This is a genomic window from Methylomonas sp. LL1, assembly GCF_015711015.1.
GTDB lineage: Bacteria > Pseudomonadota > Gammaproteobacteria > Methylococcales > Methylomonadaceae > Methylomonas.
The window spans coordinates 2,777,331-2,801,132 of sequence record NZ_CP064653.1 but is presented as its reverse complement, the minus strand read 5'-3'; the positions used below and the strand labels follow the sequence as shown (position 1 = coordinate 2,801,132).

The 23,802-nt window shown below is 52.7% G+C and carries 23 protein-coding genes and 1 pseudogene; 23 read left to right on the top strand and 1 reads right to left on the bottom strand.

What is annotated here, in order from left to right; all coding sequences use genetic code 11:
• Positions 1-34: 34 nt before the first annotated feature.
• The 12 genes and pseudogenes from IVG45_RS13015 to sufD all read left to right on the top strand — a co-directional run bounded on the left by IVG45_RS13015 (position 35) and on the right by sufD (position 14,127).
• On the top strand, positions 35-1,579 hold the full coding sequence (locus IVG45_RS13015) for a 2-isopropylmalate synthase (RefSeq protein WP_196434238.1): 1,545 nt from the start codon (positions 35-37) through the stop codon (positions 1,577-1,579).
• A gap of 9 nt (positions 1,580-1,588) precedes the next feature.
• Complete coding sequence (locus tag IVG45_RS13010; RefSeq protein ID WP_196434237.1) at positions 1,589-2,392, top strand: uracil-DNA glycosylase; 804 nt, start codon at positions 1,589-1,591, stop codon at positions 2,390-2,392.
• A gap of 3 nt (positions 2,393-2,395) precedes the next feature.
• On the top strand, positions 2,396-2,950 hold the full coding sequence (rimI, locus tag IVG45_RS13005; RefSeq protein ID WP_196434236.1) for a ribosomal protein S18-alanine N-acetyltransferase: 555 nt from the start codon (positions 2,396-2,398) through the stop codon (positions 2,948-2,950).
• A gap of 336 nt (positions 2,951-3,286) precedes the next feature.
• Positions 3,287-5,056, top strand: a complete 1,770-nt coding sequence (locus tag IVG45_RS13000; RefSeq protein ID WP_230874583.1) for a copper resistance system multicopper oxidase — start codon at positions 3,287-3,289, stop codon at positions 5,054-5,056.
• Complete coding sequence (locus IVG45_RS12995) at positions 5,043-5,768, top strand: copper resistance protein B (protein ID WP_230874582.1); 726 nt, start codon at positions 5,043-5,045, stop codon at positions 5,766-5,768. The genes IVG45_RS13000 and IVG45_RS12995 overlap by 14 nt, the downstream gene beginning before the upstream one ends.
• A 241-nt stretch (positions 5,769-6,009) precedes the next feature.
• Positions 6,010-6,729: a phosphate signaling complex protein PhoU gene (phoU, locus tag IVG45_RS12990; RefSeq protein WP_196434235.1), complete on the top strand. Its 720-nt coding sequence runs from the start codon at positions 6,010-6,012 to the stop codon at positions 6,727-6,729.
• Positions 6,730-6,818: 89 nt separating this feature from the next.
• Positions 6,819-8,093, top strand: coding sequence for a magnesium/cobalt transporter CorA (gene corA / locus IVG45_RS12985; protein WP_196434234.1), 1,275 nt, complete (start codon positions 6,819-6,821; stop codon positions 8,091-8,093).
• A gap of 91 nt (positions 8,094-8,184) precedes the next feature.
• Entirely contained in the window at positions 8,185-8,634 is a 450-nt protein-coding gene (locus IVG45_RS12980; RefSeq protein ID WP_196434233.1) for an SUF system Fe-S cluster assembly regulator, read from the top strand.
• A 16-nt stretch (positions 8,635-8,650) separates the two neighbouring features.
• Positions 8,651-10,099, top strand: coding sequence for a Fe-S cluster assembly protein SufB (gene sufB, locus IVG45_RS12975; protein WP_196434232.1), 1,449 nt, complete (start codon positions 8,651-8,653; stop codon positions 10,097-10,099).
• A gap of 12 nt (positions 10,100-10,111) precedes the next feature.
• Positions 10,112-11,038 carry a bestrophin family protein gene (locus IVG45_RS12970; RefSeq protein ID WP_196434231.1) on the top strand — a complete coding sequence of 309 codons (927 nt, stop codon included), beginning with the start codon at positions 10,112-10,114 and terminating at the stop codon, positions 11,036-11,038.
• A 1,098-nt stretch (positions 11,039-12,136) separates the two neighbouring features.
• Positions 12,137-12,826, top strand: a pseudogene (gene sufC, locus IVG45_RS12965) (Fe-S cluster assembly ATPase SufC); the annotation flags it as partial.
• Positions 12,826-14,127: a Fe-S cluster assembly protein SufD gene (gene sufD, locus IVG45_RS12960; RefSeq protein ID WP_196438028.1), complete on the top strand. Its 1,302-nt coding sequence runs from the start codon at positions 12,826-12,828 to the stop codon at positions 14,125-14,127. The pseudogene sufC and the gene sufD, both read left to right, overlap by 1 nt.
• On the opposite strand, the gene IVG45_RS12955 is transcribed toward sufD, so the two are convergent.
• A complete protein-coding gene (locus IVG45_RS12955) occupies positions 14,122-14,682 on the bottom strand; it encodes a Uma2 family endonuclease (protein ID WP_196434229.1) in 561 nt (186 codons plus the stop codon). The two genes, sufD and IVG45_RS12955, sit on opposite strands and share 6 nt — an antisense overlap.
• 80 nt (positions 14,683-14,762) lie before the next feature.
• Between IVG45_RS12955 and IVG45_RS12950 the strand changes: the two genes are divergently transcribed.
• The 11 genes from IVG45_RS12950 (at position 14,763) to IVG45_RS12900 (ending at position 23,750) form a co-directional block, all read left to right on the top strand.
• The gene (locus tag IVG45_RS12950; RefSeq protein ID WP_196434228.1) at positions 14,763-15,986 is read left to right on the top strand and encodes a cysteine desulfurase; all 1,224 of its coding nucleotides are present in this window, start codon (positions 14,763-14,765) and stop codon (positions 15,984-15,986) included.
• A complete protein-coding gene (gene sufU / locus IVG45_RS12945; protein ID WP_196434227.1) occupies positions 15,986-16,438 on the top strand; it encodes a Fe-S cluster assembly sulfur transfer protein SufU in 453 nt (150 codons plus the stop codon). The genes IVG45_RS12950 and sufU overlap by 1 nt, the downstream gene beginning before the upstream one ends.
• A gap of 66 nt (positions 16,439-16,504) precedes the next feature.
• The gene (locus IVG45_RS12940) at positions 16,505-17,260 is read left to right on the top strand and encodes a class I SAM-dependent methyltransferase (protein WP_196434226.1); all 756 of its coding nucleotides are present in this window, start codon (positions 16,505-16,507) and stop codon (positions 17,258-17,260) included.
• Between the two features lie 10 nt (positions 17,261-17,270).
• The gene (locus IVG45_RS12935) at positions 17,271-17,585 is read left to right on the top strand and encodes a non-heme iron oxygenase ferredoxin subunit (protein WP_196434225.1); all 315 of its coding nucleotides are present in this window, start codon (positions 17,271-17,273) and stop codon (positions 17,583-17,585) included.
• A gap of 88 nt (positions 17,586-17,673) precedes the next feature.
• Entirely contained in the window at positions 17,674-18,462 is a 789-nt protein-coding gene (gene lgt / locus IVG45_RS12930; RefSeq protein WP_196434224.1) for a prolipoprotein diacylglyceryl transferase, read from the top strand.
• A gap of 69 nt (positions 18,463-18,531) precedes the next feature.
• The gene (gene prfB / locus IVG45_RS12925; RefSeq protein WP_196434223.1) at positions 18,532-19,629 is read left to right on the top strand and encodes a peptide chain release factor 2; all 1,098 of its coding nucleotides are present in this window, start codon (positions 18,532-18,534) and stop codon (positions 19,627-19,629) included.
• A gap of 3 nt (positions 19,630-19,632) precedes the next feature.
• On the top strand, positions 19,633-20,811 hold the full coding sequence (locus IVG45_RS12920; protein ID WP_196434222.1) for an AAA family ATPase: 1,179 nt from the start codon (positions 19,633-19,635) through the stop codon (positions 20,809-20,811).
• Positions 20,805-21,392 carry a DUF4276 family protein gene (locus IVG45_RS12915; protein WP_196434221.1) on the top strand — a complete coding sequence of 196 codons (588 nt, stop codon included), beginning with the start codon at positions 20,805-20,807 and terminating at the stop codon, positions 21,390-21,392. Before IVG45_RS12920 ends, IVG45_RS12915 begins: the two co-directional genes overlap by 7 nt.
• Positions 21,393-21,432: 40 nt before the next feature.
• Positions 21,433-22,932 carry a lysine--tRNA ligase gene (lysS, locus tag IVG45_RS12910; RefSeq protein WP_196434220.1) on the top strand — a complete coding sequence of 500 codons (1,500 nt, stop codon included), beginning with the start codon at positions 21,433-21,435 and terminating at the stop codon, positions 22,930-22,932.
• Positions 22,932-23,234 carry a DUF2818 family protein gene (locus IVG45_RS12905; RefSeq protein ID WP_230874581.1) on the top strand — a complete coding sequence of 101 codons (303 nt, stop codon included), beginning with the start codon at positions 22,932-22,934 and terminating at the stop codon, positions 23,232-23,234. The genes lysS and IVG45_RS12905 overlap by 1 nt, the downstream gene beginning before the upstream one ends.
• Positions 23,235-23,264: 30 nt before the next feature.
• Positions 23,265-23,750 carry a flavin reductase family protein gene (locus tag IVG45_RS12900; RefSeq protein WP_196434219.1) on the top strand — a complete coding sequence of 162 codons (486 nt, stop codon included), beginning with the start codon at positions 23,265-23,267 and terminating at the stop codon, positions 23,748-23,750.
• The last annotated feature ends 52 nt before the right edge of the window (positions 23,751-23,802 follow it).

Here is a 23,802-nt window from a genome sequence, read left to right as displayed (position 1 = left end):
CGCATTGAGCCGAACGTTTCATGACGGAGTTCTCATGAAAGACAAATTGATAATTTTCGATACCACTTTGCGCGATGGCGAGCAAAGTCCCGGTGCGTCGATGACGCGCGACGAAAAAGTGCGGATTGCCAGGGCGCTGGAGCGGATGAAAGTCGACGTGATCGAGGCCGGTTTTCCGGCCGCCAGCCAGGGCGATTTCGAAGCTGTGCAGGCGGTGGCCGATGTGATTAAAGACAGCACGGTATGCGGTTTGGCGCGGGCGCTGGACAAGGATATCGACCGGGCCGGCGAAGCCTTGAAAGGCGCGCAAAGCTCGCGCATTCACACCTTTATCGCTACCTCGCCAATCCACATGCAGATGAAGCTGAACATGCAGCCGGATCAGGTGATCGAGTATGCGGTCAGGGCGGTGAAACGCGCCCGCCAGTACACCGACAATGTCGAGTTCTCGCCGGAAGACGCCGGACGCTCGGAAGAAGACTTCTTGTGCCGGATTTTGGAAGCGGTTATCGACGCCGGCGCTACGACCTTGAACATCCCCGATACCGTTGGCTATAGCATGCCGCAACAGTTTGGCGCCACTATCGCCAATTTGATCAAACGTATACCCAACTCCGACAAAGCGATTTTCTCGGTGCATTGCCATAACGATTTAGGCCTCGCGGTCGCCAACTCCTTGTCGGCGGTGATGAACGGCGCACGGCAGGTGGAATGCACCATCAACGGCTTGGGCGAACGCGCCGGCAATGCTTCCCTGGAGGAAGTAGTGATGGCGATCCGCACTCGCCAGGACTTTTTCCTATGCGACACCCGCCTGGACACCCGCGAGATCGTCACCTGCTCGAAACTGGTGTCGTCGATCACAGGTTTTCCGGTGCAACCTAACAAGGCCATCGTCGGCGCCAACGCCTTCGCTCACGAATCCGGCATCCATCAGGACGGAGTGTTGAAGAACCGCGAGACTTACGAAATCATGCGCGCCGAGGACGTGGGCTGGACCACCAACCGCATGGTGCTGGGTAAGCACTCCGGCCGCAACGCCTTCAAGACTCGCATGGCGGAATTGGGGGTGGATTTTGCCGGCGAAGCCGAGTTGAACGATGCGTTTTTTCGCTTCAAACAATTGGCGGACAAAAAACACGAAATTTTCGACGAAGACTTGCAAGCCTTGATTTCCGAACAAGGTTTCGAAGCCGAGGACGAGCATATCAAGTTGGTGGCGTTGAAAGTCTGTTCCGAAACCGGTGAAGTGCCCAACGCCACGGTAACGATTCGCATCGACGGCAAGGAAATGACCGGCTGCGCCCAAGGCGGCGGCGCGGTGGATGCCAGCTTGAAAGCCATCGAAAGCCTGGTGAAAACCGGCGCTACCCTGGCCTTGTATTCGGTCAACAACATCACCAACGGCACCGATGCCCAGGGCGAAGTGACCGTGCGGCTGGAACATGCCGGCCGCATCGTCAACGGTTCCGGCGCCGATACCGATATCGTGATTGCCTCGGCCAAAGCCTATATCAATGCGGTCAACAAGCTGCAAAGCGGCGACCAACGACAGCATCCGCAGAAGGGCGATGTCTGACCGATAACGATGGATAACGCGACGCGCTTGCAATATCTGGAGGCGATGGGTATAGATGTCTGGGTTTCCAGGTATCCGCCCATTGCCGTTCAAGCACCGCAAGCGGTGGAGGGCGAATCTCATTACGATGAGTCTTCGGCGGCGGTTGATTTTCAAAATATACCGAATGTAGTAAATCCAGCAGCGGATTGTCATCCAATCGCCACCGAGCACCTGCCGCCGCCAACCCGGCCCGCTCATGCTGCATTGGCCAGCGAGCAGGTTTGGACCGACCTGCGCAGCGAAGTCGCCGCCTGCCGTGCCTGTAAACTGTGCGAAACCCGCACTCAAACCGTGTTTGGAGTCGGTAGTCATCAGGCCAGTTGGATGCTGATCGGCGAAGCGCCTGGGCAAAACGAGGATTTGCAAGGGGAACCGTTCGTCGGCAAAGCCGGGCAGTTGTTGACCGAGATGCTGCGGGCGATAGGTTTGAAGCGCGAAGAAGTCTTTATCGCCAACGTGCTGAAATGCCGGCCGCCCAACAATAGAGACCCTCAGGCCGAGGAAGTGGCCGCTTGTCATGACTTTCTGCAACGCCAAATCGAGTTGATAAAACCCAAGATTATTGTTGCCGTCGGCCGGATTGCCGCGCAAAATTTACTCAACACGCAACAACCTCTGGCAAAATTACGCGGTAGTCGACACCAGTTGGATAATATCCCGCTGGTGGTGGTGCATCATCCGGCTTATTTGTTGCGCGCGCTGACCGAAAAAGCCAAAGCCTGGGACGACTTACAGTTTGCGTTGTCCGTTCATCAATCGCTGGAAAACTAACCTATGTGGAAACTGCTACACAAGCTGAAAGATGTTTTTGTTTACGACGCCGATCGCGAATTCTATGCCAAGGTTTTTCCGGATTCGGTGGATAGCAAGGATTTGCTGCGGCTGCGCAAGATGGATCATGCCGATTTACAGCAGGTGTTGAAAATTGAAGCGCTGAACTATGAATTTCCTTGGTCGGAAGGCGTGTTTAAGGATTGTTTCCGGGCGATGAATTATGTCAATTGGGTCTGCGAGGCGGCTGATGATGCCATCGTCGGCTACTGCATCATCTCGGTGATGGCCGGCGAAGCGCATGTCATGAACATCAGTGTCAGCCCCGATTTTCAGCGCCAAGGCGCCGGCCGCAAGATGCTGAATCATTTGATCGAATATGCCCGGCCGCGGGCGGAAAAGCTGTTTTTGGAAGTGCGACCCAGCAACCCCGGCGCGATTGATCTGTACCGTAAGACCGGTTTCCGGGAAATCGGCATACGCAAGGGCTATTATCCGGCAAAGCATGGCCGCGAGGATGCGATAATGTTCGAGCTGGATTTGGTGCCGATGCTCTGACGCGCACAGCCGTCGACAGCAAAGTCCATCGCACAAACATGAGCTGGGGTAATTTATCGCAATAAACTTACCCCATCCAAAAAAAACCGCCGTTGACAGAGTGTCAAAGAAATGGTCGTTGACTGAGAGCCAAAAAAACTGCCGTTGACTGAAGAACAAAAATAAAACGCCGTTGACTGAGCGGAGCCGAAGTCAACTATTCGCTTCGACTACCCCGGCTTCGCTCAGCACAAGTCCGCTCGGCGAACGATAGTTTTGGCGTCGGCAATGGGTACAAGCTTTTTCAAAAATAGCCTGACATGCTTTATTCATGATTGAGACTCGGTCGAGGTGATCTTGGCAATCCAGCATTTATTTCATTGCACCCCGATCAAAGCCAAAATGTGGTTACCGCCGTTGGTTAAAGCCTACGCACTTGTTGTAGCTTTCGGTCCGAGCTTTGCCAGTGCCGATACCTATCATCTCGACATCAGCGAGCAATCGGTACAGTTGATCGGCAAAGCGCAGCAAGCCGTGGTTGCCAACCGTGGTTTGCCGGCACCTACTCTATATTGGCGGGAAGGTGAGCAGGTAAACTTGCAAGTCACCAACCATCTGCAAGAACAAACATCCATACATTGGCACGGCATCGTGTTGCCCTATCAAATGGACGGGGTGCCGGGCATCAGTTTCGACGGCATAGCGCCCGGTCAGACTTTTACCTATCAATTTGAAGTCAAGCAAAGCGGCACCTACTGGTATCACGGCCATTCCGGCATGCAGGAGCAGCAAGGCTTGTTTGGCGCCATCGTTATCGCGCCCCGGCATCAGCATCAAACGGCCGACCGCGATTATGTAGTGATGCTGTCCGACTGGCCGGAAGCCGACCCGCACCGCACCCTGGCGCGACTGAAAAAACAAAACGACTATTACAATTTTCAAAAACGCACGCTAGGCGATTTTTTCGCCGACATCGGCCGATTGGGTTTTTGGGAAACGCTTAGCGACCGGTTGGCCTGGGGGGAGATGCGGATGGAACCGACCGATTTGGCCGATGTGACCGGCGCGACCTATCGATTTTTGATCAATGGCCGGACGCCGGACATGCAAGGCCGTTATCTGTTCAAGCCCGGCGAAAAATTACGGCTGCGTTTTATCAATGCCGCGGCGATGACGCATTTCGATGTGCGCATTCCCGGATTGAAGATGCGGGTCATTGCCGCCGACGGTCAGCCGGTGGCGCCGGTCGATGTCGAAGAGTTTCGGATCGCGGTCGCCGAAACCTATGATGTACTGGTCGAACCGCAAACCGAGCAGGCTTACGCCATTTTCGCCGAGGCCATGGATCGCAGTGGTTATGCCCATGCCAGCCTGACGCCTCGGGAAGATTGGCTGGCGCCGATTCCAACCAAGCGGCCGATGACCTTGTTGACGATGGAGGATATGGGGGGCGGGCATGGCGGTCACGAGCGGCATGGGCAGAGCGGGGCCGAGGCAACGCATGCTATTCACGGTGAACGGCTCTTGCCCGAAAAGCAGGAGGGGCAGCATACCGGACACGGCGAAGCAGCGGCGGTATCCGGCGACAATCATGCCGGCCATGACGCCGAGCCAAACGTCGAACAGCAAGTCCATTCCGGCCACGCTTCGAGTGCGCCGATGGACGCGTCCGAACCATCCGTCCCCAGCCATGCGCTGTTAAGCTATCAGCAGCTGAAATCCGAACAGCCCGAGCATAGTCTGATGGGGGCGCCCAACCGGGAAATTACCCTGCGTCTGACCGGTAATATGAACCGCTATATCTGGTCGTTCGACGACATCAAATATTCGGATGCCGAACCGGTCCGGGTCAAACTTGGCGAGCGCGTGCGTTTTCATTACGTCAATGAAACCATGATGAACCATCCGATTCATATCCATGGCCTGTGGCAGTATCTGGAGAATGGCAACGGCATGTACAATCCGAAAAAACATGTAATCAATGTCAAGCCCGGCCAAACCGCCACGGTGGACGTATTGGCCGATGCCGAGGGCGAATGGGCGTTTCACTGTCATTTGCTGTATCACATGGATACCGGTATGTTCCGTAAGCTGATCGTGGAAAAGGCCGGGTATGTCCTCCACTGACGCGATTCTGGCCTTGTTAAGTCTTCGATCGCGGCTGAAGCCGCTCCTACGAGGGCTAGGGTGGTTGCCGTTGCTGTTCAACGCTGTGCATGCCCAGGACGACGACATGATTTTCAGCCATTTCAAGGCCGAACGGCTGGAGTACGAGGGCAACGAAAATCTGCATTTATTCAAATGGGATGTGCAGCACTGGATCGGTAACGACGACCACAAGTTGTGGTTGAAAACCGAGGGCGATTATTCCGCCGACCAGGATATTTTCGGCCGGGCCGATTTACAGATGCTTTATAGCCGTAACATCGATACTTTCTGGGATTTTCAGATCGGCGCCCGGCGGGCCTTCGAGCCAGAGCGTACCTTTGATGCGGTGATCGGTTTCCAGGGTTTGGCGCCTTATTTTATCGAGGTCGACAGCGCGATGTTCATCAGCGAAAACGGCAACGTATTGGGGCGTTTGAGTTTGGGTTACGAGCTATTGCTGACGCAACGGCTGATTTTGGCGCCGCGTGTCGAACTCAATGTCGCGGCCGAGGATATTCAATACCGGGGCGTCAAGGCCGGCGTCACCGAATTCGAGGCCGGTTTGCGCTTGCGTTACGAGATCGAACGCGAGTTCGCGCCCTATATCGGTTTTGATTACGTCGAGGAGGAGTCCTTGCGCGAACATCATCACAGCCTGCGGGCGGTTATGGGAGTGCGGCTCTGGTATTAGCAGGGCTGGCGTAACTGTAAAGATGTAATCGTCCGCGGCGGTTAAAGTTGGTGGCCGTGGCTTTGAATGCCAAGGCTGAATGGCGGTAATCGGGGGCTTATGCCTTGGCCTTGCTTGACCAAGCCGAAAATCGGCCGTGATCCTGGTGTGGCCGGACCTTGAACCTGCGATTTGTCATCAAACTGTCATGTTACAGGCTTAGATTTCATAAGCTGAACCGAGCCGAATGAGAACTATACCGATGAACGCATCTAGCGATGAATTTTCCAAACACCATACCTTGCAGGCTTTTGATGGCGAACTGAATCAATTGCACGGCCAAATTGTCGAAATGGCCGGCTTGGTGATGTACCAACTGGAGCAGACCATGCTGGCGATGGACGAGGCCGACATGGAATTGGCATTGCGGGTGGTGGAGCGGGACAGCCGAATCAACCATTACGAAATCCAAATCGATAATGAAGTCATACAAGTGCTGGCCCGGCATAGTCCGGTGGCGAGCGATTTGCGCGCGGTTATCTCGATGTCCAAAATCGCCTACGAATTGGAGAAAATCGGCGACGAGATTGCCGCGTTTGCCAAGTTGGTCGGTGTGTTGTTCGATCCGAGAACCAGCGATCCCAATCCCAAATTATTGGCGGATATTGTCAAAATCGGCAATCTGGTCAGAATTATGCTGACCAAGTTGACGCTGGCGTTTGAAAAGGGTGAGTCGGCGCAGGCGTATCTGTTGTTGCATTATGACATTGAGTGCGAAACAGAACTGCAGGAGGGCATCAGACATCAGTTGAGTTTTGTGCTGAGCGATGCCCGGCTAATCGGCCGAGCCATGGACATCATGCATATCATGAAAACCCTGGAGCGCTGCGGCGAACACAGCAGAAACATCGCCGAATACATGATCTATATGATAGAAGGCATCGATATCCGGCATCGCAAAGCCGGTTTAAGACTGATCTAGCGCCATCTCCCCATCCATCCAACCCTTGAGGCGGATAAAGTCGGTTATCATGGTGATTGAAACCTGAACCTGCTTTTCCGGAGCCTCTATTGTCACTGCAAACCGTCAGCGATCTGTTGAAAAAACACCGACTTGTCGAAAGTATGGTGCAAAATCAACCGCTTCCCCGCCGTAAACTGGTTATATCCCTGGTACAAAAACAGCATATGGCGGAGCTCTGTACGCTGCTGGCGCGCCTGTCCGCCGTCGAGGTTGGCCAAATCCTATCCAGTTTGGCATTGGACGATGCGCTATTGGTGTGGGGGCAAATCGAAGCGGCGCGTCAGGATGATGTGTTGTGGGAAATTTCCGATACCCTGCGCGAGCAATTGGTGGGCGACAGGGAACCGCATTGCGGCATGGGCCAGATGAGTGCGTTCGAATTGGTCGATGGCAGATTATCCAAGGTAGCCATCACCTGCCGGCATGATTTGTATGACGTCAATCCGATCTGGATCGATTTATTGGCGCCCAGCAAGGCGCAACGGCTGTTGATAGGCCAGCATTACGGTTTGGATTTGCCCGATCCTTACGAGTTGACCGATCTGGAGGCCAGCGCGCGTTTTTACGTCGAGCAAAACGAAATCCATATCCATTCCGATTTTTTACTGGACAGGGAAGGCAAGTCCCGCAGCGTGCCGGTGGCTTTCGTGATGAGTGGCGATATTTTGTTTTCGGTGCGTAGCGAGGAGTTGCCGGTATTCCGCCTGCAGCGCTTGCGTGCCCGAACCCAGCCTGGTTTCGTCACCGACAGCAAGGATATGTTGCTGGATCTGTATGGCGCGGAAGCCGAATATTCCGCCGATGCGTTGGAAAATATTTATACCGAACTGGAAGCCGTTAGTAAGAAGGTATTGAGCCAGAATGTCAGCGATGAGGATGCCGAACGGATTCTGGCCGACATCGCCGAGGAGGAAGACTTGAATGGCCGAATCCGCCGCAATATGTTGGATACTCAGCGGGCCGTGTCTTTTTTGATCCGCCGCAAATTGCTTTCCCCTACTCAGTTGGAAGATGCTCAGCAAATTTTGCGCGACATCGAATCACTGAACAGCCACACCGCGTTTTTGTTCGACAAAATCAACTTTTTGATGGACGCCACGGTCGGTTTTATTAATATCAACCAAAACAAAGTCATCAAAATCTTTTCGGTGGCATCCGTTGCCATGTTGCCGCCAACCTTGATCGCCAGCGTCTACGGCATGAATTTCGAGCATATTCCCGAATTGCAATGGATGCTGGGCTATCCGTTTGCCCTGGCATTGATGGCTTTTTCCATTCTTTTACCCTACCTGTATTTCAGGCGTAAAGGCTGGCTAAGATAGCCGCTGATTTTTAAAAGCGGCAAAATTTAATAACCAAGTTCTTTACTGGGGAATTAAATAAGACTAAAATGGTCCCAATTGTGAGAGGGCCATGTTGAAGCTAAGTAAGATGACTGATTATGCGACGGTGATTTTAAGCGCTATCGCCAGAGATAAATACCGCTTGCATGGTGCTTTGGAATTGGCCGATGCGACCGGAATTGCGTTACCGACCGTCAGCAAGATTTTAAAAATTCTGGCCAAGGCCGGGGTTTTAGCCTCGACTCGAGGCGCCAAGGGTGGTTATACCCTGGCAAGAGAGCCTGACCGGATCACCGTGGCTACCATCATCGCCGCGTTGGAAGGGCCGATTGCATTGACCGAGTGTTCGGCTTCCCATAAAGGCTGCGATCAAGCCAGTGGCTGCCGGATACAGGGCAACTGGCATTTGATCAACCAAAAGATTGCCAATGCTTTGGAGTCGGTGACCTTGGCGGACATGATAATGCCGTTCAAACAGCCCGAAGAAGTCAGTATCCCCGTCAGCCGCCTGTACCGTTAATTTATCGAGAACGATTATGTCCGCCACTGCCCAAGAAATCGAACACCTGATCAGTCAAGAATACAAGCAAGGTTTCGTTACCGATTTGGAAGTCGACACCTTCCCGCCGGGTCTCGATGAAGACGTGATCCGCCGCTTGTCCAAAGTCAAGAACGAGCCGGAATTCATGCTGGAATATCGCTTGAAAGCCTTTCGCCATTGGCAAACCATGCCATCGCCGAACTGGGCGCAGCTCAAGATCGAACCGATTGATTATCAGGCCATCAGCTATTACTCGGCACCTAAGTCTAAAAAACAAGGGCCAAAAAGCTTGGACGAAGTTGATCCGCAATTGCTCGACACCTATAAAAAGCTCGGCATCCCGCTGGACGAACAGGAACGGCTGGCCGGCATCGCCGTCGATGCGGTATTCGACAGCGTTTCGGTGGCCACCACATTTAAAGGCAAGCTGAAGGAAGCCGGGGTGATTTTCTGCCCGATTTCCGAAGCCTTGCAGGAATATCCCGAACTGGTGCAACAATATCTCGGCACCGTGGTGCCGCCCGGCGATAACTTCTTTGCCGCGTTGAACTCGGCGGTATTCACCGACGGTTCCTTCGTTTACATCCCCAAGGGTGTGCGCTGCCCGATGGAGTTGTCGACCTATTTCCGCATCAACGCCGCCAATACCGGACAATTCGAAAGAACCCTGATCATCGCCGACGAAGGCTCGCACGTTTCCTACCTGGAAGGCTGCACCGCGCCGATGCGCGACGAAAACCAGTTGCATGCCGCCGTGGTGGAGTTGGTCGCTTTGGACAACGCGCAAATCAAATATTCGACCGTGCAGAACTGGTATCCCGGCGACAAGGACGGCAAGGGCGGCATTTACAACTTTGTGACCAAGCGCGCCGAATGCCGTGGCCGCAACTCCAAAGTCTCCTGGACCCAGGTCGAAACCGGTTCAGCGATTACCTGGAAATATCCGAGTTGCGTGTTGCTGGGCGATGACTCGGTCGGCGAGTTTTATTCGGTAGCCTTGACCAACAACCTGCAACAGGCCGACACCGGCACCAAGATGATCCACATCGGCAAGAATACCCGCAGCACCATCGTTTCCAAGGGTATTTCCGCCGGCAGGGCGCAAAATACCTATCGCGGCTTGGTGAAAGTGGCCAAATCGGCTGAAAGCGCCCGTAACCACACCCAGTGCGACTCGCTGCTGGTCGGCGACAAATGCGGCGCGCATACTTTTCCGTATGTCGAGGTCAAGCAACCGTCGGCGCAGGTCGAGCATGAAGCGACCACTTCCAAAATCAGCGAGGATCAATTGTTCTTTTGCCAGCAACGCGGTTTGTCGGCCGAGGATGCGGTGTCGATGATCGTTAACGGCTTTTGCAAGGAAGTGTTCAAGGAACTGCCGATGGAATTTGCGGTGGAAGCGCAAGCCTTGCTCGGCATCAGTCTGGAAGGGGCGGTCGGTTAAGGCCGCGAAGTTATGCCATTACGAGATTTACAGACCAGACCGAGCGACGAACTCAGCAATCAGCAAGAGTCTCCGGGCTTTCTGCGTGGCGCGCTGGCCTGGCGCGGCTCGGTAACCCCGCGAATTCTGCTCGGCGTGTTGGCCGTGGCCTGTTACACGCTGCTATTGGCGTTGATCGATCTGCATTTTTACAAACTGCCCGAACTTGCCGTGACGCCATTCGAATATACCGGCGCGGTCTTGGGTCTGGTGCTGGTGTTTCGGACCAATGCCGGTCACGAACGCTGGTGGGAAGCCAGAAAGTTATGGGGCGGCATCGTCAACCAAAGCCGGAATCTGCTGTTGATGACCTGGCATTATGGGCCCGACGACAGGCAGTGGCGGCAAGACATGAATAAATGGATCGTGGCATTTGCCTTCGCATTGAAGGAGGCCTTGCGCCAGCAAAAAAATCTCGATGATCTGAAGCCATTGCTGACCGAGGCCGAGATCGCCGAGTTAAGCCACGCCCGACACATGCCGATGTTGATCAGCGGCAAGATAGCGGCTTTGCTGGAACAGGCCCGGACCCGGCATTGGGTCGAAGTGATCGTGTTCAGCCAATTTGAAGAACAGCGCGGCCTATTGATCGATCATCTCGGCGGCTGCGAACGCATCTTGAAGACGCCTATGCCCTTGGTGTATGCGATCAAGACTCGGCGCTTCATCTTGATTTATCTGTTGCTGTTGCCGTTTTCCCTGATTGCCGAAGCCGGCTTGATGTCGGCGTTTATCGCCTTGCTGGTGGCTTATCCGTTGTTGTCGTTGGATAGAATCGGATGGGAATTGCAAAATCCGTTTTCCGAACAGAATTTGAGTCATCTGCCGTTGGAGATGATATGTGATGGGATCAAAAGCAATGCCGCGATTTTGGCGGAACAGGCGGCCGATAGGATTTGATTATTGGTTTTTCTGGTTACCAAGTTCTGGCTTGGGAACGTAGTCTTGAAAGCTCTAGCTTTCATTGCTGTATTAAGGTGTCGCTGTCGCGACGGGGTTATTTGTAAGTCGGGTTTCGGCCCGACAGCCGAGGTACTTTTCTTTGCTTGTCCAAAGAAAAGTACCCAAAAGAAACGACACCCCATGCCGCGTAAATCCTGCGCGCCGAAGGCTTTGAACGGGGTTTTCCGAAGGGGCTTCCCAGCCCCTACGTAAAACGCGATGCATCCCTGCATCGCCCCTGCGGGCAAATCCATTCAAAGCCTCCGGTGCTCGGCGCGGCATAAGGGGAATAAACTCCGCCGCGAGATTTTTCAGTGGTTGGATGTTTGGGGTGTGGAAAGAATATTTAGGATGTGCCGACGATAGGATGCACATCGTTCGCGATCGATGCGCTTCACTGTGGTTCAGCTCGCGTAGGTTCGATTAGCGAAGCGTAATCGGACAAATGAATTGAATTAATAGAATTTCTATTTCCGAAGTTTCGGAGAGGAAATATTGTGGGATGGTGTTTATCGAGCTGTTTGGAATACTAAACATCCGTCCGATTACGCTTCGCTAATCGGACCTACATTTTTAGAATGTTTTTGAATTCGCGATGGTTTTTCTCCCGTTATGCCGCGCCGAGCACCGGAGGGTTTGAGCGGAATTGCCCGCTAGGGGCGATGCAGGGATGCATCGCGTTTTCCGTAGGGGCTGGGAGGCCCTTTCGGAAAACCCCGATCAAACACGAGGAGCGCAGGAAACAAGCGGCATCCGGGTGTCGTTTCTTTTGGATACTTTTCTTTGGACAAGCAAAGAAAAGTATCTCGGCTGTCGGTCCGAGAACCGACTTTAGAAAAATCGTCGCGATAGCGACACAACGGAACAAAAGATTCAACGCTGGGTTTAACAACCTAGTCAAGTCAATCGTGACGCTTGAGCGTCAAGGGCTACATTCCCACGCCGGAGCATGGGAACGATAAGGTTCGGGATTATTTAAAATTTAGGTAAAAACACATGCTCAGCATAAAAAATCTTCACGTCTCCATCAATGATAAGCCCATCCTCAAGGGCCTAAGCCTGGATATCAAGCCGGGCGAAGTCCACGCCATCATGGGGCCAAACGGCGCCGGCAAGAGCACCTTGTCGCACGTGCTGTCCGGCAAATCCGGCTACACCTTCACCGACGGTAGCGTGACTTACGACGGCAAAAATTTACTGGAATTAGACCCGGAAATTCGCGCCCGCGAAGGCGTGTTCCTGGCGTTTCAGTATCCGGTGGAAATTCCCGGCGTCAGCAATATTTATTTGCTGAAGGCCGCGCTGAACGCGATGCGCAAGCATCACGGCCTGCCGGAAGTGGATGCGATGGATTTCCTGGCCTTGGTCAAGGGTAAGGTCAAGCTGTTGCAGATGGATGAAAAGTTTTTATACCGCGCGGTCAACGAAGGCTTTTCCGGCGGCGAGAAGAAGCGTAACGAGATATTGCAGGCGGCGATCTTGGAGCCGAAACTGTGCATCCTGGACGAAACCGATTCCGGCCTGGACATAGACGCACTGCGCATCGTCGCCGAGGGTGTCAACTCCTTGCGTAGCCCCGACCGTTCGTTCCTGATGATTACCCACTATCAACGCCTGCTGGATTACATCAAGCCCGACGTGGTGCATGTGCTGGCCGACGGCAAGATCGTTAAATCCGGCGGGCCGGAACTGGCGCTGGAGCTGGAGGAAAAAGGTTATAGCTGGTTGGAAGGGCAGGCGGCATGATGAGCGGCGAACAACCTACAACCCCCTATTTGGCGGCCTATCCGGCGATTGCTGCTTTGTTACCGGGACAGGATTTGCCTTGGTTGCAACAGTTTCGAAATAAAGGCTTGCAAGCCTTTGCCGAGCACGGTTTTCCCAATACCCGCGAGGAAGAATGGCGTTACACCAATCTGTCGGTTTTGAACAAAACCTTGTTCAGGCCAGCATCGAGTGATGCCGTGGATGCCGATTGGCTGAATGCTTTCCGGCTCGAAAATGCCTGGTGCATGGTGCTGCTGAATGGCCGTTTTTCCGAAGTCTTGTCGAATCTGGCCGATTTGCCGGATGCGGTGACGGTGACGAGTCTGAAGCAGGCGTTGCAAGATAGACCAGAGACTGTGCAGAGTTATTTGGGACAAGCCGTTACGGCTGGCGAACACAGTCTGATCGCTTTCAACAATGCCTGGTTCGATGACGGTGTGTTGATCGACGTTTCCGCCAAACAGGTCTTGGATAAGCCGATCCAGATTTTGCATGTGGTGACCGAAGCCGATGCCTTGGCCGCAACCCGCAATTTGATAACGATTGGCGACCATGCCGAAGCCGAAATTATCGAAACCTATGTCGGAGGCTGCGAGAGCTATTTCACTGCGTCAGTCAACGAATGCCTGCTCGGACCTAACGCCGGTTTAACTCTGTACAAGGTGCAACTGGAAGCGGAAAAAGCCCAGCATTTTGGTGGAACCTACGTTAAACAGGCAGCGGATAGCCGATTTAACCATCACAATTTTGCGTTTGGCGCTTTGTTGGCGCGTTGCGATATTCACAGCGATCTGGATACGGCGGCCGAATGTGCTTTGAACGGTTTGTTCGTGGGAGGTAAACGCCAGCATCTGGATAACCATACCCGCATCAATCACTTGAAACCGAACGGTATCAGCCGCGAGTTTTATAAGGGCGTGCTGGACAATAGGGCGCGCGGGGTGTTTCAGGGGCGGGTGGTAGTAGCCGAGGATGCGCAGCAAAGTGATTCGGAGATGAACAACCGCAATCTGTTGTTATCCGGCGACGCGGAAGTCGATACCAAGCCGCAACTGGAAATCTATGCCGACGACGTTAAATGTTCGCACGGCGTCACGGTCGGCCAGTTGGAGGAAAAGTCGGTGTTTTATCTGCAGTCGCGCGGCATAGACGAAGCATCGGCCAGAAACATTTTGACCTTTGCCTTTGCTAACGAAATGGTCGATAAGATCGAGGATGCCGACTTGAAAGCCTTGTTATTGGAGCAATTGTTGGCGAGGTTTCCCGCGATAAGCCTATAAAATTGCCGAAACTGCGACTTGTATTTTCGGCAAGGCCTGTAAATTGAGGCTATCGGCTTTGGATAATACGGATTTGTCCAGGTAATCGCCGTCTTGCGGCTGGCGATAGATTTCCAGGCAGTCGTCGATCAGATTGACGATCCAGTATTCGGTGATATTGTGGCCGGCGTAGAGCCGCAGTTTTTGGTTGCGGTCGAAACGCAGGGTAGTGTCGGAAACTTCAATCAGCAACAGCACGTCGGCCGCGGTTGGGTAGCGGGTTGTATAAAAAGAGGCCTCCGGTTTGAGCAATACGAAATCGGGCTCGGGTTCGGAAAGATCGTCCAGTTGTAGAGGATTTTGAACGCTGATGACTACCTGATCGTCCAATAAACGGTTGAAGAGACGATTCAAGCGATTAAGATGCCCGGCATGATTAAATCCAATCGGGGCCATATGTAAAATTTCTCCTTCGATGAGTTCCATGTGGCTTTCGGGTGGAAAAATCCCGGCTTCACCCATGCGATGCCACTCGGCGATGTCGGTGAGGTGTTTTTGCGGAAAGACGGCAGACATAGCTTTATCCAGTTTACGAATCGACTCGGGCGATTCTAGTTTTTAGTTAAGACAAAATCAACGAATACAAAAAGTTAGCAATGACCATATTTCCCATCGAACAAATCCGCGCCGATTTCCCCATCCTCGGCGAAAAAATCCGCAATAAGCCCTTGGTTTATCTGGATAACGCCGCCAGTTGTCAGAAGCCGCAAGCGGTGATAGACAGCATCGTGCATACCTATAGCCACGAATACGCCAACATTCATCGCGGCGTGCATACCTTGAGCGTCAAAGCCACCGACAAGTTTGAAGGTGCGAGGGAAAAAATCAGGGCGTTTATCAATGCAGCCAGCACGAAAGAAATCATCTTCGTGCGCGGCGCCACCGAGGCGATCAATCTGGTCGCGCAAAGCTACGGCAAATCGCAGTTCAAAGCCGGCGACGAAATCGTCATCAGCGCGATGGAACATCACGCCAACATCGTGCCTTGGCAAATGCTTTGCCAGCAGATCGGTGCGGTGTTGAAGGTCGCGCCTATGAATCAACAAGGCGAACTGCTTTTCGACGAGTTCGAGCAGTTATTAAATGATAAAACCAAGCTGGTGGCGATCACCCAGATGTCCAATGCGCTGGGAACCATCAATCCGGTGGAAAAAATCGTTGCCGCCGCCCATGCCAAAAATATTCCGGTGCTGTTGGACGGCGCTCAGGCGATACCCCACATGGCGGTGGATGTGCAGGCCCTGGATTGCGATTTTTACGTGTTCTCGGGCCACAAACTCTACGGCCCGTCCGGTGTCGGCGTGATGTACGGCAAGCAGGCCTTACTGGAAGCCATGCCGCCGTATCAGGGCGGCGGCGATATGATCCGCCAAGTGACTTTTGCCAAGACCGAATATGCCGGCTTGCCGCATAAATTCGAGGCCGGCACCCCGGCGATTGCCGAAGTGATTGGTTTGGGCGCTGCGATTGATTACGTCAGCGCCATCGGCATGGATAACATTGCCGCTTACGAAGCCGAATTGCTGGCTTATGCCACTGAGCAGGCTCTGCAGGTCAAAGGCCTGAATATCATCGGCCAGGCGGCGGAGAAGGGCGGCATCTTGTCGTTCACGTTGGATCACATCCATCCGCACGACATCGGCACCATGCTCGACAGTCTGGGCATTGCGATCAGGGCCGGCCACCATTGCGCGATGCCGGTGATGGATTTTTACGGCGTGCCGGCCACGGCGCGAGCCTCGTTTGCAATGTACAATACCCGCCAAGAAATCGATGTGTTGATGCAAGGCATCAAATCCTTAATAGAGGTGTTTGGCTAATGTTTGAAGATTTACGCGATCTATACCAAGAAGTGATTTTTGATCACAACCGCAATCCCCGTAATTTTCGGGTGATGGATAATGCCAATCGCCGGGTGGACGGTTTCAATCCCTTGTGCGGCGACAAGCTGACCCTGTTTTTAAAAATCGACGATCATGTGATCAGCGATGCCAGTTTCCAAGGTTCGGGCTGCGCGATTTCCACCGCCTCGGTATCGCTGATGACCGAAATCGTCAAGGGCAAAACCGAGAATGAAGCCGAAACCCTGTTCAAGCAATTTCATGAAATGACTACCGGCAAGACCGAGGAAATCAACTTGGAAGCGATCGGCAAATTGGCGGTATTGGCCGGCGTGCGCGAATATCCGGCCCGGGTGAAATGCGCGACGCTGGCTTGGCATACGTTGGATGCCGCGCTGAAAAATCAGGAACAAGCCGTTTCCACCGAATAAGCGGTCGGCCATGGTCGAATTGTGTGGGCCGGGTAGGGGCTATAGCCAAAACCCGGCTAAAATCCGATGAACAATACCGCAATTCTATGCGGCGATACCGACGCAGGCTCCGTGCAAGCCCTGGGCGAGAGGCTGGGCTTGCCCTTGCTGGCGGCCATGGCTGATGCCGAAAGCGCCCATTACGACTTCTTCCTGTGCTACCGCGATGGCTGTTTGAAGCTGCTGGATAAACAAACCTTGAAAAAGGGTGGTCTGCTGGTCGAGATAGATCCCCGTCCCGGCGAACAACATTCCTATCCCGCGCCGAAAAAAGATCTGCTGGCCCAGGCGGTCGGCAAGAAAACCGCCAGCATCGTCGATGCCACCGCTGGTTGGGCACAGGATACTCTGGCGCTGTTTCGCATGGGTTATCAAATCACCTGCATCGAACGCTCGCCGGTGATGGTGGCTTTGATACGGGACGGTTTCGAGCGTTTGGCGCAAAAAGACTGGGTGCAAAAGCGCGAATTGTCGCCGCCGACATTAATGGCCGGCAATGCGATCGAAGTATTGGCAAACTTGCCGGAACAGCCCGATTGCATTTATCTCGATCCGATGTTTCCGCCCAAACGCAAACAATCGGCGGCGACGCGCAAATCGATGGCGATCTTGCGCGACATACTCGGCGACGATTTGGATCGCGAGGCCTTGTTCGAAGCAGCCTGGACGGCTGCCGGTAAGCGGGTGGTGGTGAAAAGTCCTGATTACGCCGAATCCTTGGGCGGCATGCCCAGCCAAAGCCTGCGGGGCAAGTTATTGCGCTATGACATTTATTTGAAGTGAGAGTAACAGCATGAGTGAATGGATCGATGTGGTGGCCGAATCGGCGCTGGCAAACGGCGAGCATGTGGTGGTGGATGTCGATGGTTATGATGTCGCGGTATTTAAACTCGACGGCCAGTTTTACGCGATAGAAGATGTTTGCACCCATGACGGCGCGGAAATCGCCAGCGGCGAACTGGACGGCGATGAAATCGTCTGTCCCCGCCACGGCGCCCGTTTTTGCATTAAAACCGGCCAGGTCAAGTGTGCCCCGGCCTATGAGGACGTCGCCACCTTTCCGGTGCGCGTGCTGGACGGCAAGGTTCAAGTATCAAGTCAAAGATGATAAGTTGAAAGATAAAAGGCGAAAAAGCCCGCTGAACGATACAATTATTGGCCTTTAGCCTGATCTCAAAATCTATCCCGGAATACGCATGGAACATTTCATCTGGAACATCGATCCCATTTTACTTGACTTTGGCTTTTTAAAAATCCGCTGGTACGGCCTGATGTTTGCGTTGGGTTTTGTCGGCAGCTTTTTGACCATGCAGTGGATGTATCAACGCGAAGGCAAGAATGTCGAGGAACTGGATACCTTGCTCTGGTACATGGTGATCGCGACCGTCGTCGGCGCCCGTTTGGGGCATACCCTGCTATACGATCCGGCTTATTATCTGTCGCATCCGATCAAAATTCTGGCGATCTGGGAAGGCGGGTTGGCCAGTCACGGCGCCACCTTGGGTATTATTCTGGCCCTGTATCTATATCGGCGCAAATACGGCGACGGCTTTTTCTGGCTGTTGGACAGGGTCAGCATTCCGACCGCGCTGGCCGGCGCCTTGATTCGTATAGGTAACTTTTTCAATTCCGAGATTTTGGGGATTCCGACCCAGGAACCCTGGGGCGTGATTTTCGCGCGGATCGACCCGCTGCCGCGCCATCCGGTGCAGCTTTACGAAGCCTTTTGTTACTTGGTGATCTATGGTATTTCGCTGCTGATTTACAAAAGGCACGGCGACAAACCGGGATTTACCTTCGGTTGTTTTATCGGCATGTTGTTCAGCGTGCGTTTTTTCCTGGAATATTTCAAAACCGAGCAAGCCATGTACGACACCGGCCTGGCGCTGACCACCGGCCAATTGCTCAGCATTCCGTTTGTATTGGCCGGCATAGGCTGTGTGGTCTGGTCATTAAAAAACCGTCAGCCCAACCTTGCACCGTAATCGTTTATAATTACTCATTTTTTCAAGTCGCCGGGCTGTCCCGGCGTGTTGCTTGGGTTTTGAGGGTTCATGCAAGAAATTAATCCGATTAAATACAAAATAGCCGATTTGCGCGAGCGTAGCGCCGGACTGAAAAGCTATCTGGATTTCGAGGCCAAGAGCGAACGTTTGGTGGAAGTGCTGCGCGAGTTGGAAGACCCCGCGATTTGGAACAAACCGGAACAAGCACAGGCGATGGGCAAGGAACGCGCCATGCTGGAAGGCATCGTCAACACCATTATCGAGCTTGAACAAGGCCTGAACGATGCCGAAGAACTGTTGTTGTTGGCGGTGGAGGAAAACGACGAAGAAACCGTCGATACCGTGGCCGCCGATCTGGAAGGTTACGAAAAGCAGGTGGCTGGCTTGGAGTTTCAGCGTATGTTCTCCGGCGAGATGGACGCCAACAATGCGTTCCTGGATGTTCAATCCGGTTCCGGCGGCACCGAGGCTCAGGACTGGGCATCAATGATAGAACGCATGTATTTGCGCTGGGGCGAGGCCAAGGGCTTCAAGACCGAGTTGATCGAGGAGTCGCCGGGCGACGTGGCCGGCATCAAGAGCGCCACCATCAAGTTCGAAGGGCCGTATGCCTTCGGCTGGTTGCGCACCGAAACCGGTGTGCATCGCCTGGTCAGAAAATCGCCGTTCGATTCCGGCAACCGCCGCCATACCTCGTTTGCATCGGTGTTCGTATCGCCGGAGATCGACGACGACATCGAAATCGACATCAACCCGGCCGACTTGCGGATCGACGTGTATCGCGCCAGCGGCGCCGGCGGCCAGCACGTCAATAGAACCGAATCCGCGGTACGGATTACCCACAATCCCAGCGGTATTGTCACCCAGTGCCAAAGCGACCGTTCGCAACACAAGAACAAAGACACCGCGATGAAGCAGCTGAAAGCCAAGCTCTACGAGATGGAAATGCTGAAACGCAACGAAGGTTTGCAGGCGATTGAAGACTCCAAATCCGACATCGGTTGGGGCAGCCAGATTCGCTCTTACGTGTTGGACCAATCCCGCATCAAAGACTTGCGCACTAACGTCGAGACTGGCAACACCCAGGCGGTGCTGGATGGGGCGTTGGATCAGTTTATCGAGGCGAGTTTGAAGAGCGGACTATAAACAGTGGCTTCCTACTTTATCCATCATCTTAAGATCGCCAACTTTAAAAGTATCGACTCCTTGGTGTTGGAAAATGTCCAGCCGTTTTCGGTATTTGCTGGTGCCAATGGCTGTGGAAAGAGTAATTTTTTCGATGCGTTGAATTTCGTTAGTTTGTTTGTCCGAAACGGTATTCAGGATGCACTGAGAAAATATGGTGGCTATGAGCATGTCTATTCACAAAAGCGTCGTAAATCAAAAGCGCGTTGTTTTGATTTCGAAATTGATATTAGTCTAAAAGATCAGGGTAATACAGTCCGTTTCAAGTATGTATTGAGTATCGATGGATTTGATAAAAACCCATCGATTACGGAAGAATTGTATTTAGATAGCACACCTTTGTTGAGGCGAATGAGGAGTGAATTTCCTTTATTAATACAAGATTATAAAAATGGCAAGGCGGAGTTAATAGCTGTTGAAGGAAGTTATGGTGCTTTGGAAGTAAAAGGCTTTCCCGTCGATTATTCTGCATTACTTTTATTTTCTGAAACTCCAATAGGAGGGTTTCTAAAAAATATACGCCTTTATAGAATTGATTCAATCAGTTCAAAAGAGCCGAATAGTTCTGATCAAGACCCTACTATATTGAATAGCAAAGGCGATAATCTTGCCAGCGTATTGGGGCGACTGGAAAGAGACGAAAAGTTTCGAGGCATTATTTTGGAATGGATGGAAACAATAATTCCTGGCATAGAGAGTATTAATACCGAAAGACAAAAACTGGACAGTAAAACCGCTATTTTATTCAAAGAACTCGGCACCAGACGGCTCTTTCCGGCAAATATGGTTTCCGATGGAACTATTTACGCATTGTGTTTGTTGGTTGCCGTATTGGATAGCCCGGAATATGGCCTCACTTTGGTAGAAGAGCCGGAAAGAGGTCTGCATCCTAAGGCCATTAACGAATTGGTGAGCTTGATTCGGGAATATAGCCGGCCCGGATCGGCGATTTGGATGTCGACTCATAGCGAAGCCGTGGTACGAGCCTTGCAGCTTAAGGAATTATGGTTGGCCGATAAACAGAAAGGCAAAACTCGGATGAGAAATGCCGTCGAGCAAGGTTTGACGGACGAAGATTTAGCGCCTCTTGGATTAGATAAGGCTTGGCTGTCTAATCTGCTCGATGGAGGCTTGCCTTGGTAACGGTTGGATTCGTTGTTGAGGGAGCTTCGGATAAAAAACTTGTTGAAAGTCAGTCTTTTCGCGACTGGTTAAAACAAGATTATCAATTGCAAGTTATTGATCACGTTATTGATGTTCAAGGTAACGGCAATCTTTGTTCTCGGAATATCTCGTTATATGTGAATTTATTAAAGAAACAACATAATCCAGATAAGATTGTTGTATTGGCTGATTTAGACCCGGAAAAATGCGCCCCATGCATCACCAAACGCAAAGAAATTATCGGTAACGATAATTTCGATTTAGTGATTATTGCGCGAAAAGCCATGGAGTCTTGGTTTCTGGCCGATACCGATGCGATGAAAAGTTGGACTAAGCAAGGCCGTTTTTTTGAAGATTTTCCCGAGCAAACACCGTCAATGCCTTGGGATCGATTAAAAGAAATTGGCTTGCAAACGATTGGTCGCGGTCCCGGAAGCAGCAAAATCGCTTTTGCCGATAGATTTATCAAACACCATCAATTCAGGGTAGCCCGTGCTGCTCAGCATCCTAATTGTCCAAGTGCCAGATATTTTGTTGAGAAATTAAAGCGATTGGCGTAACCAAATTATTTATTAAGCATTAGAAATTTACTAAGAAGACATGTCAGAACTCGAACACGACGAACAAGAACAGATTAAACAACGCCGCGAAAAATTGAACGGCCTGCGCGAGGAAGGGATTGCCTTCCCGACCGACTTCCGCCGCAATGTGGTGGCGGGCCAATTACTGGCCGAATACGGCGAAAAATCCGAGGAGGAACTGTTGGCCGAGCCGATTCGGGTCAAGATTGCCGGTCGGATGATGACCCGCCGCATCATGGGCAAGGCCAGTTTCTGTCATTTGCAGGACATGTCAGGCCAAATTCAGGTTTACGTGTCACGCGACAATTTGCCCGAGGGCGTCTACAACGACCAATTCAAAAAGTGGGACATCGGCGACATCCTCGGCGCCGAAGGCGTATTGTTCAAAACCAAGACCGGCGAGTTGAGCGTCAAGGTCGACGACATTCGCCTGCTGACCAAGGCCTTGCGGCCTCTGCCGGAAAAATTCCACGGCATCGCCGATCAGGAGATCAAATATCGCCAGCGTTATCTGGATTTGATCATGAGCGACGAGACCCGCAAGACTTTCTTGATGCGCTCGAAGATCGTTAATTACATCCGCGAATTTTTGATCGCCCGCGACTTCCTGGAAGTGGAAACGCCGATGATGCAAGTCATCCCCGGCGGTGCTACCGCCCGACCGTTCACGACCTTCCACAACGCGCTGGATATGGAGCTGTATCTGCGCATTGCGCCGGAGCTGTATCTGAAACGGCTAGTGGTCGGCGGCTTCGAACGGGTGTTCGAGATCAACCGCAACTTCCGTAACGAAGGCCTGTCGACCCGCCATAATCCCGAATTCACCATGATGGAGTTCTATCAGGCCTATGCCGAATACGGCGACTTGATGGACCTGACCGAAGCCTTGCTGAAAGGCATCGCCGAGGACGTGGTCGGCCACAGCATCATCGAATATCAGGGCGATCAATACGATTTCGGCCAACCATTCGCGCGGATGACGGTGCTGGAATCCATCCTGCATTTCAATCCCGAACTGACCTTGGCCGATTTGTCGACTCGCGAAGCGGCGGTGAAAGTGGCCGAGAATTTGAAGATTCCGGTCAAGGACGGTTATGGCTTGGGCAAGGTGCAGATCGAGATTTTCGAGAAAACCGTCGAGCACCGGCTGATGAATCCGACCTTCATTACCGCCTATCCGGTGGAAGTGTCGCCACTGGCGCGCCGCAACGATAACGATCCGCATGTCACCGACCGCTTCGAGTTTTTCGTCGGCGGTCGAGAGATCGCCAACGGCTTCACCGAGTTGAACGACGCCGAAGATCAGGCCGAACGCTTCCAGAAACAAGTGGAAGAAAAAGAAGCCGGCGACAACGAAGCCATGCATTTCGACGCCGATTACATCACCGCGCTGGAACACGGCATGCCGCCGACCGCCGGCGAGGGCATAGGCATAGACCGGCTGGTGATGTTGTTCACCAATTCGCCGAGTATTCGCGACGTATTGCTGTTTCCGCACATGCGACCTAAAAACGGCTGATGCAGACCGGCGTTTATGCGGTATTGTTGACGGCGGCATTGGTCGTCGCCAATCTGCCCTGGTTGAGCGAACGCTTTTTGCTGACCATCAAATTGAATAAAACCGCCTGGTGGCGTTGGCTGGAATGGCTGGTATGGTATGGTTTGACCGGATTATTGGCGATGGCGCTGGAATATAAAATGACCGGTGGATTGCATACCCAGCAGTGGGAATTTTATGTCGCCAGCCTGTGTCTGTTTGTGGTATTCGCATTGCCTGGATTTATTTATCATTACGATTTTAAAAAGCTGTTGAATGCTTGATCGCGCAACGGTTTTAACCAAGAGAATTTTATGAGCGTAGATGCAATTCAATTTAAAAATGCCCTGAAATTATGGGCCAGCGGCGTGACCGTGGTTACCGCGCAATCGGCCGATCAGGGTGCCAAGGGCATGACCGCCACTTCATTCAGCAGCGTGTCGGTCGATCCACCGCAAATTCTGGTTTGTCTTAACAAGATTACCGATACCGGTGGTGCGTTGTTGGAGAGCCGGCATTTTGCCGTTAATATTCTGGCCAGCGACCAGCAGGATGCGTCCAACCAATTTGCCGGTAATTGTACCCAGGCGGAACGCTTTGCCAGCGTGACTTGGGAAGCGGGCGATAACGGCGCGCCTTTGTTAAGCAAGGCGCTAGTCAGCCTGGAGTGTAAGGTGGTCCAGCAGATTCAGGCCGGCACCCACTGGATCGTGATCGGCGAAGTCGAAAAAGTGGTTTGCCGTGGCGGCGAACCGTTGTTGTATTACAGTGGCGCTTATCGGCAATTGTCTCAGGCTTAGTTGGCAAATTCCGATAGCTGAGGTAGCTTAGGCGGAGAGTTTCATTTTTTAT

Excerpts from the sequence above, each read along its gene's own strand:
- IVG45_RS13015 (WP_196434238.1), top strand. The coding sequence starts at position 35 with ATGAAAGACAAATTGATAATTTTCGATACCACTTTGCGCGATGGCGAG.
- IVG45_RS13010 (WP_196434237.1), top strand. The coding sequence starts at position 1,589 with ATGGATAACGCGACGCGCTTGCAATATCTGGAGGCGATGGGTATAGAT.
- rimI (WP_196434236.1), top strand. The coding sequence starts at position 2,396 with ATGTGGAAACTGCTACACAAGCTGAAAGATGTTTTTGTTTACGACGCC.
- IVG45_RS12995 (WP_230874582.1), top strand. The coding sequence starts at position 5,043 with ATGTCCTCCACTGACGCGATTCTGGCCTTGTTAAGTCTTCGATCGCGG.
- phoU (WP_196434235.1), top strand. The coding sequence starts at position 6,010 with ATGAACGCATCTAGCGATGAATTTTCCAAACACCATACCTTGCAGGCT.
- IVG45_RS12980 (WP_196434233.1), top strand. The coding sequence starts at position 8,185 with ATGTTGAAGCTAAGTAAGATGACTGATTATGCGACGGTGATTTTAAGC.
- sufB (WP_196434232.1), top strand. The coding sequence starts at position 8,651 with ATGTCCGCCACTGCCCAAGAAATCGAACACCTGATCAGTCAAGAATAC.
- IVG45_RS12970 (WP_196434231.1), top strand. The coding sequence starts at position 10,112 with ATGCCATTACGAGATTTACAGACCAGACCGAGCGACGAACTCAGCAAT.
- sufD (WP_196438028.1), top strand. The coding sequence starts at position 12,826 with ATGAGCGGCGAACAACCTACAACCCCCTATTTGGCGGCCTATCCGGCG.
- IVG45_RS12955 (WP_196434229.1), bottom strand. The coding sequence starts at position 14,682 with ATGTCTGCCGTCTTTCCGCAAAAACACCTCACCGACATCGCCGAGTGG.
- IVG45_RS12950 (WP_196434228.1), top strand. The coding sequence starts at position 14,763 with ATGACCATATTTCCCATCGAACAAATCCGCGCCGATTTCCCCATCCTC.
- sufU (WP_196434227.1), top strand. The coding sequence starts at position 15,986 with ATGTTTGAAGATTTACGCGATCTATACCAAGAAGTGATTTTTGATCAC.
- IVG45_RS12940 (WP_196434226.1), top strand. The coding sequence starts at position 16,505 with ATGAACAATACCGCAATTCTATGCGGCGATACCGACGCAGGCTCCGTG.
- IVG45_RS12935 (WP_196434225.1), top strand. The coding sequence starts at position 17,271 with ATGAGTGAATGGATCGATGTGGTGGCCGAATCGGCGCTGGCAAACGGC.
- lgt (WP_196434224.1), top strand. The coding sequence starts at position 17,674 with ATGGAACATTTCATCTGGAACATCGATCCCATTTTACTTGACTTTGGC.
- prfB (WP_196434223.1), top strand. The coding sequence starts at position 18,532 with ATGCAAGAAATTAATCCGATTAAATACAAAATAGCCGATTTGCGCGAG.
- lysS (WP_196434220.1), top strand. The coding sequence starts at position 21,433 with ATGTCAGAACTCGAACACGACGAACAAGAACAGATTAAACAACGCCGC.
- IVG45_RS12905 (WP_230874581.1), top strand. The coding sequence starts at position 22,932 with ATGCAGACCGGCGTTTATGCGGTATTGTTGACGGCGGCATTGGTCGTC.
- IVG45_RS12900 (WP_196434219.1), top strand. The coding sequence starts at position 23,265 with ATGAGCGTAGATGCAATTCAATTTAAAAATGCCCTGAAATTATGGGCC.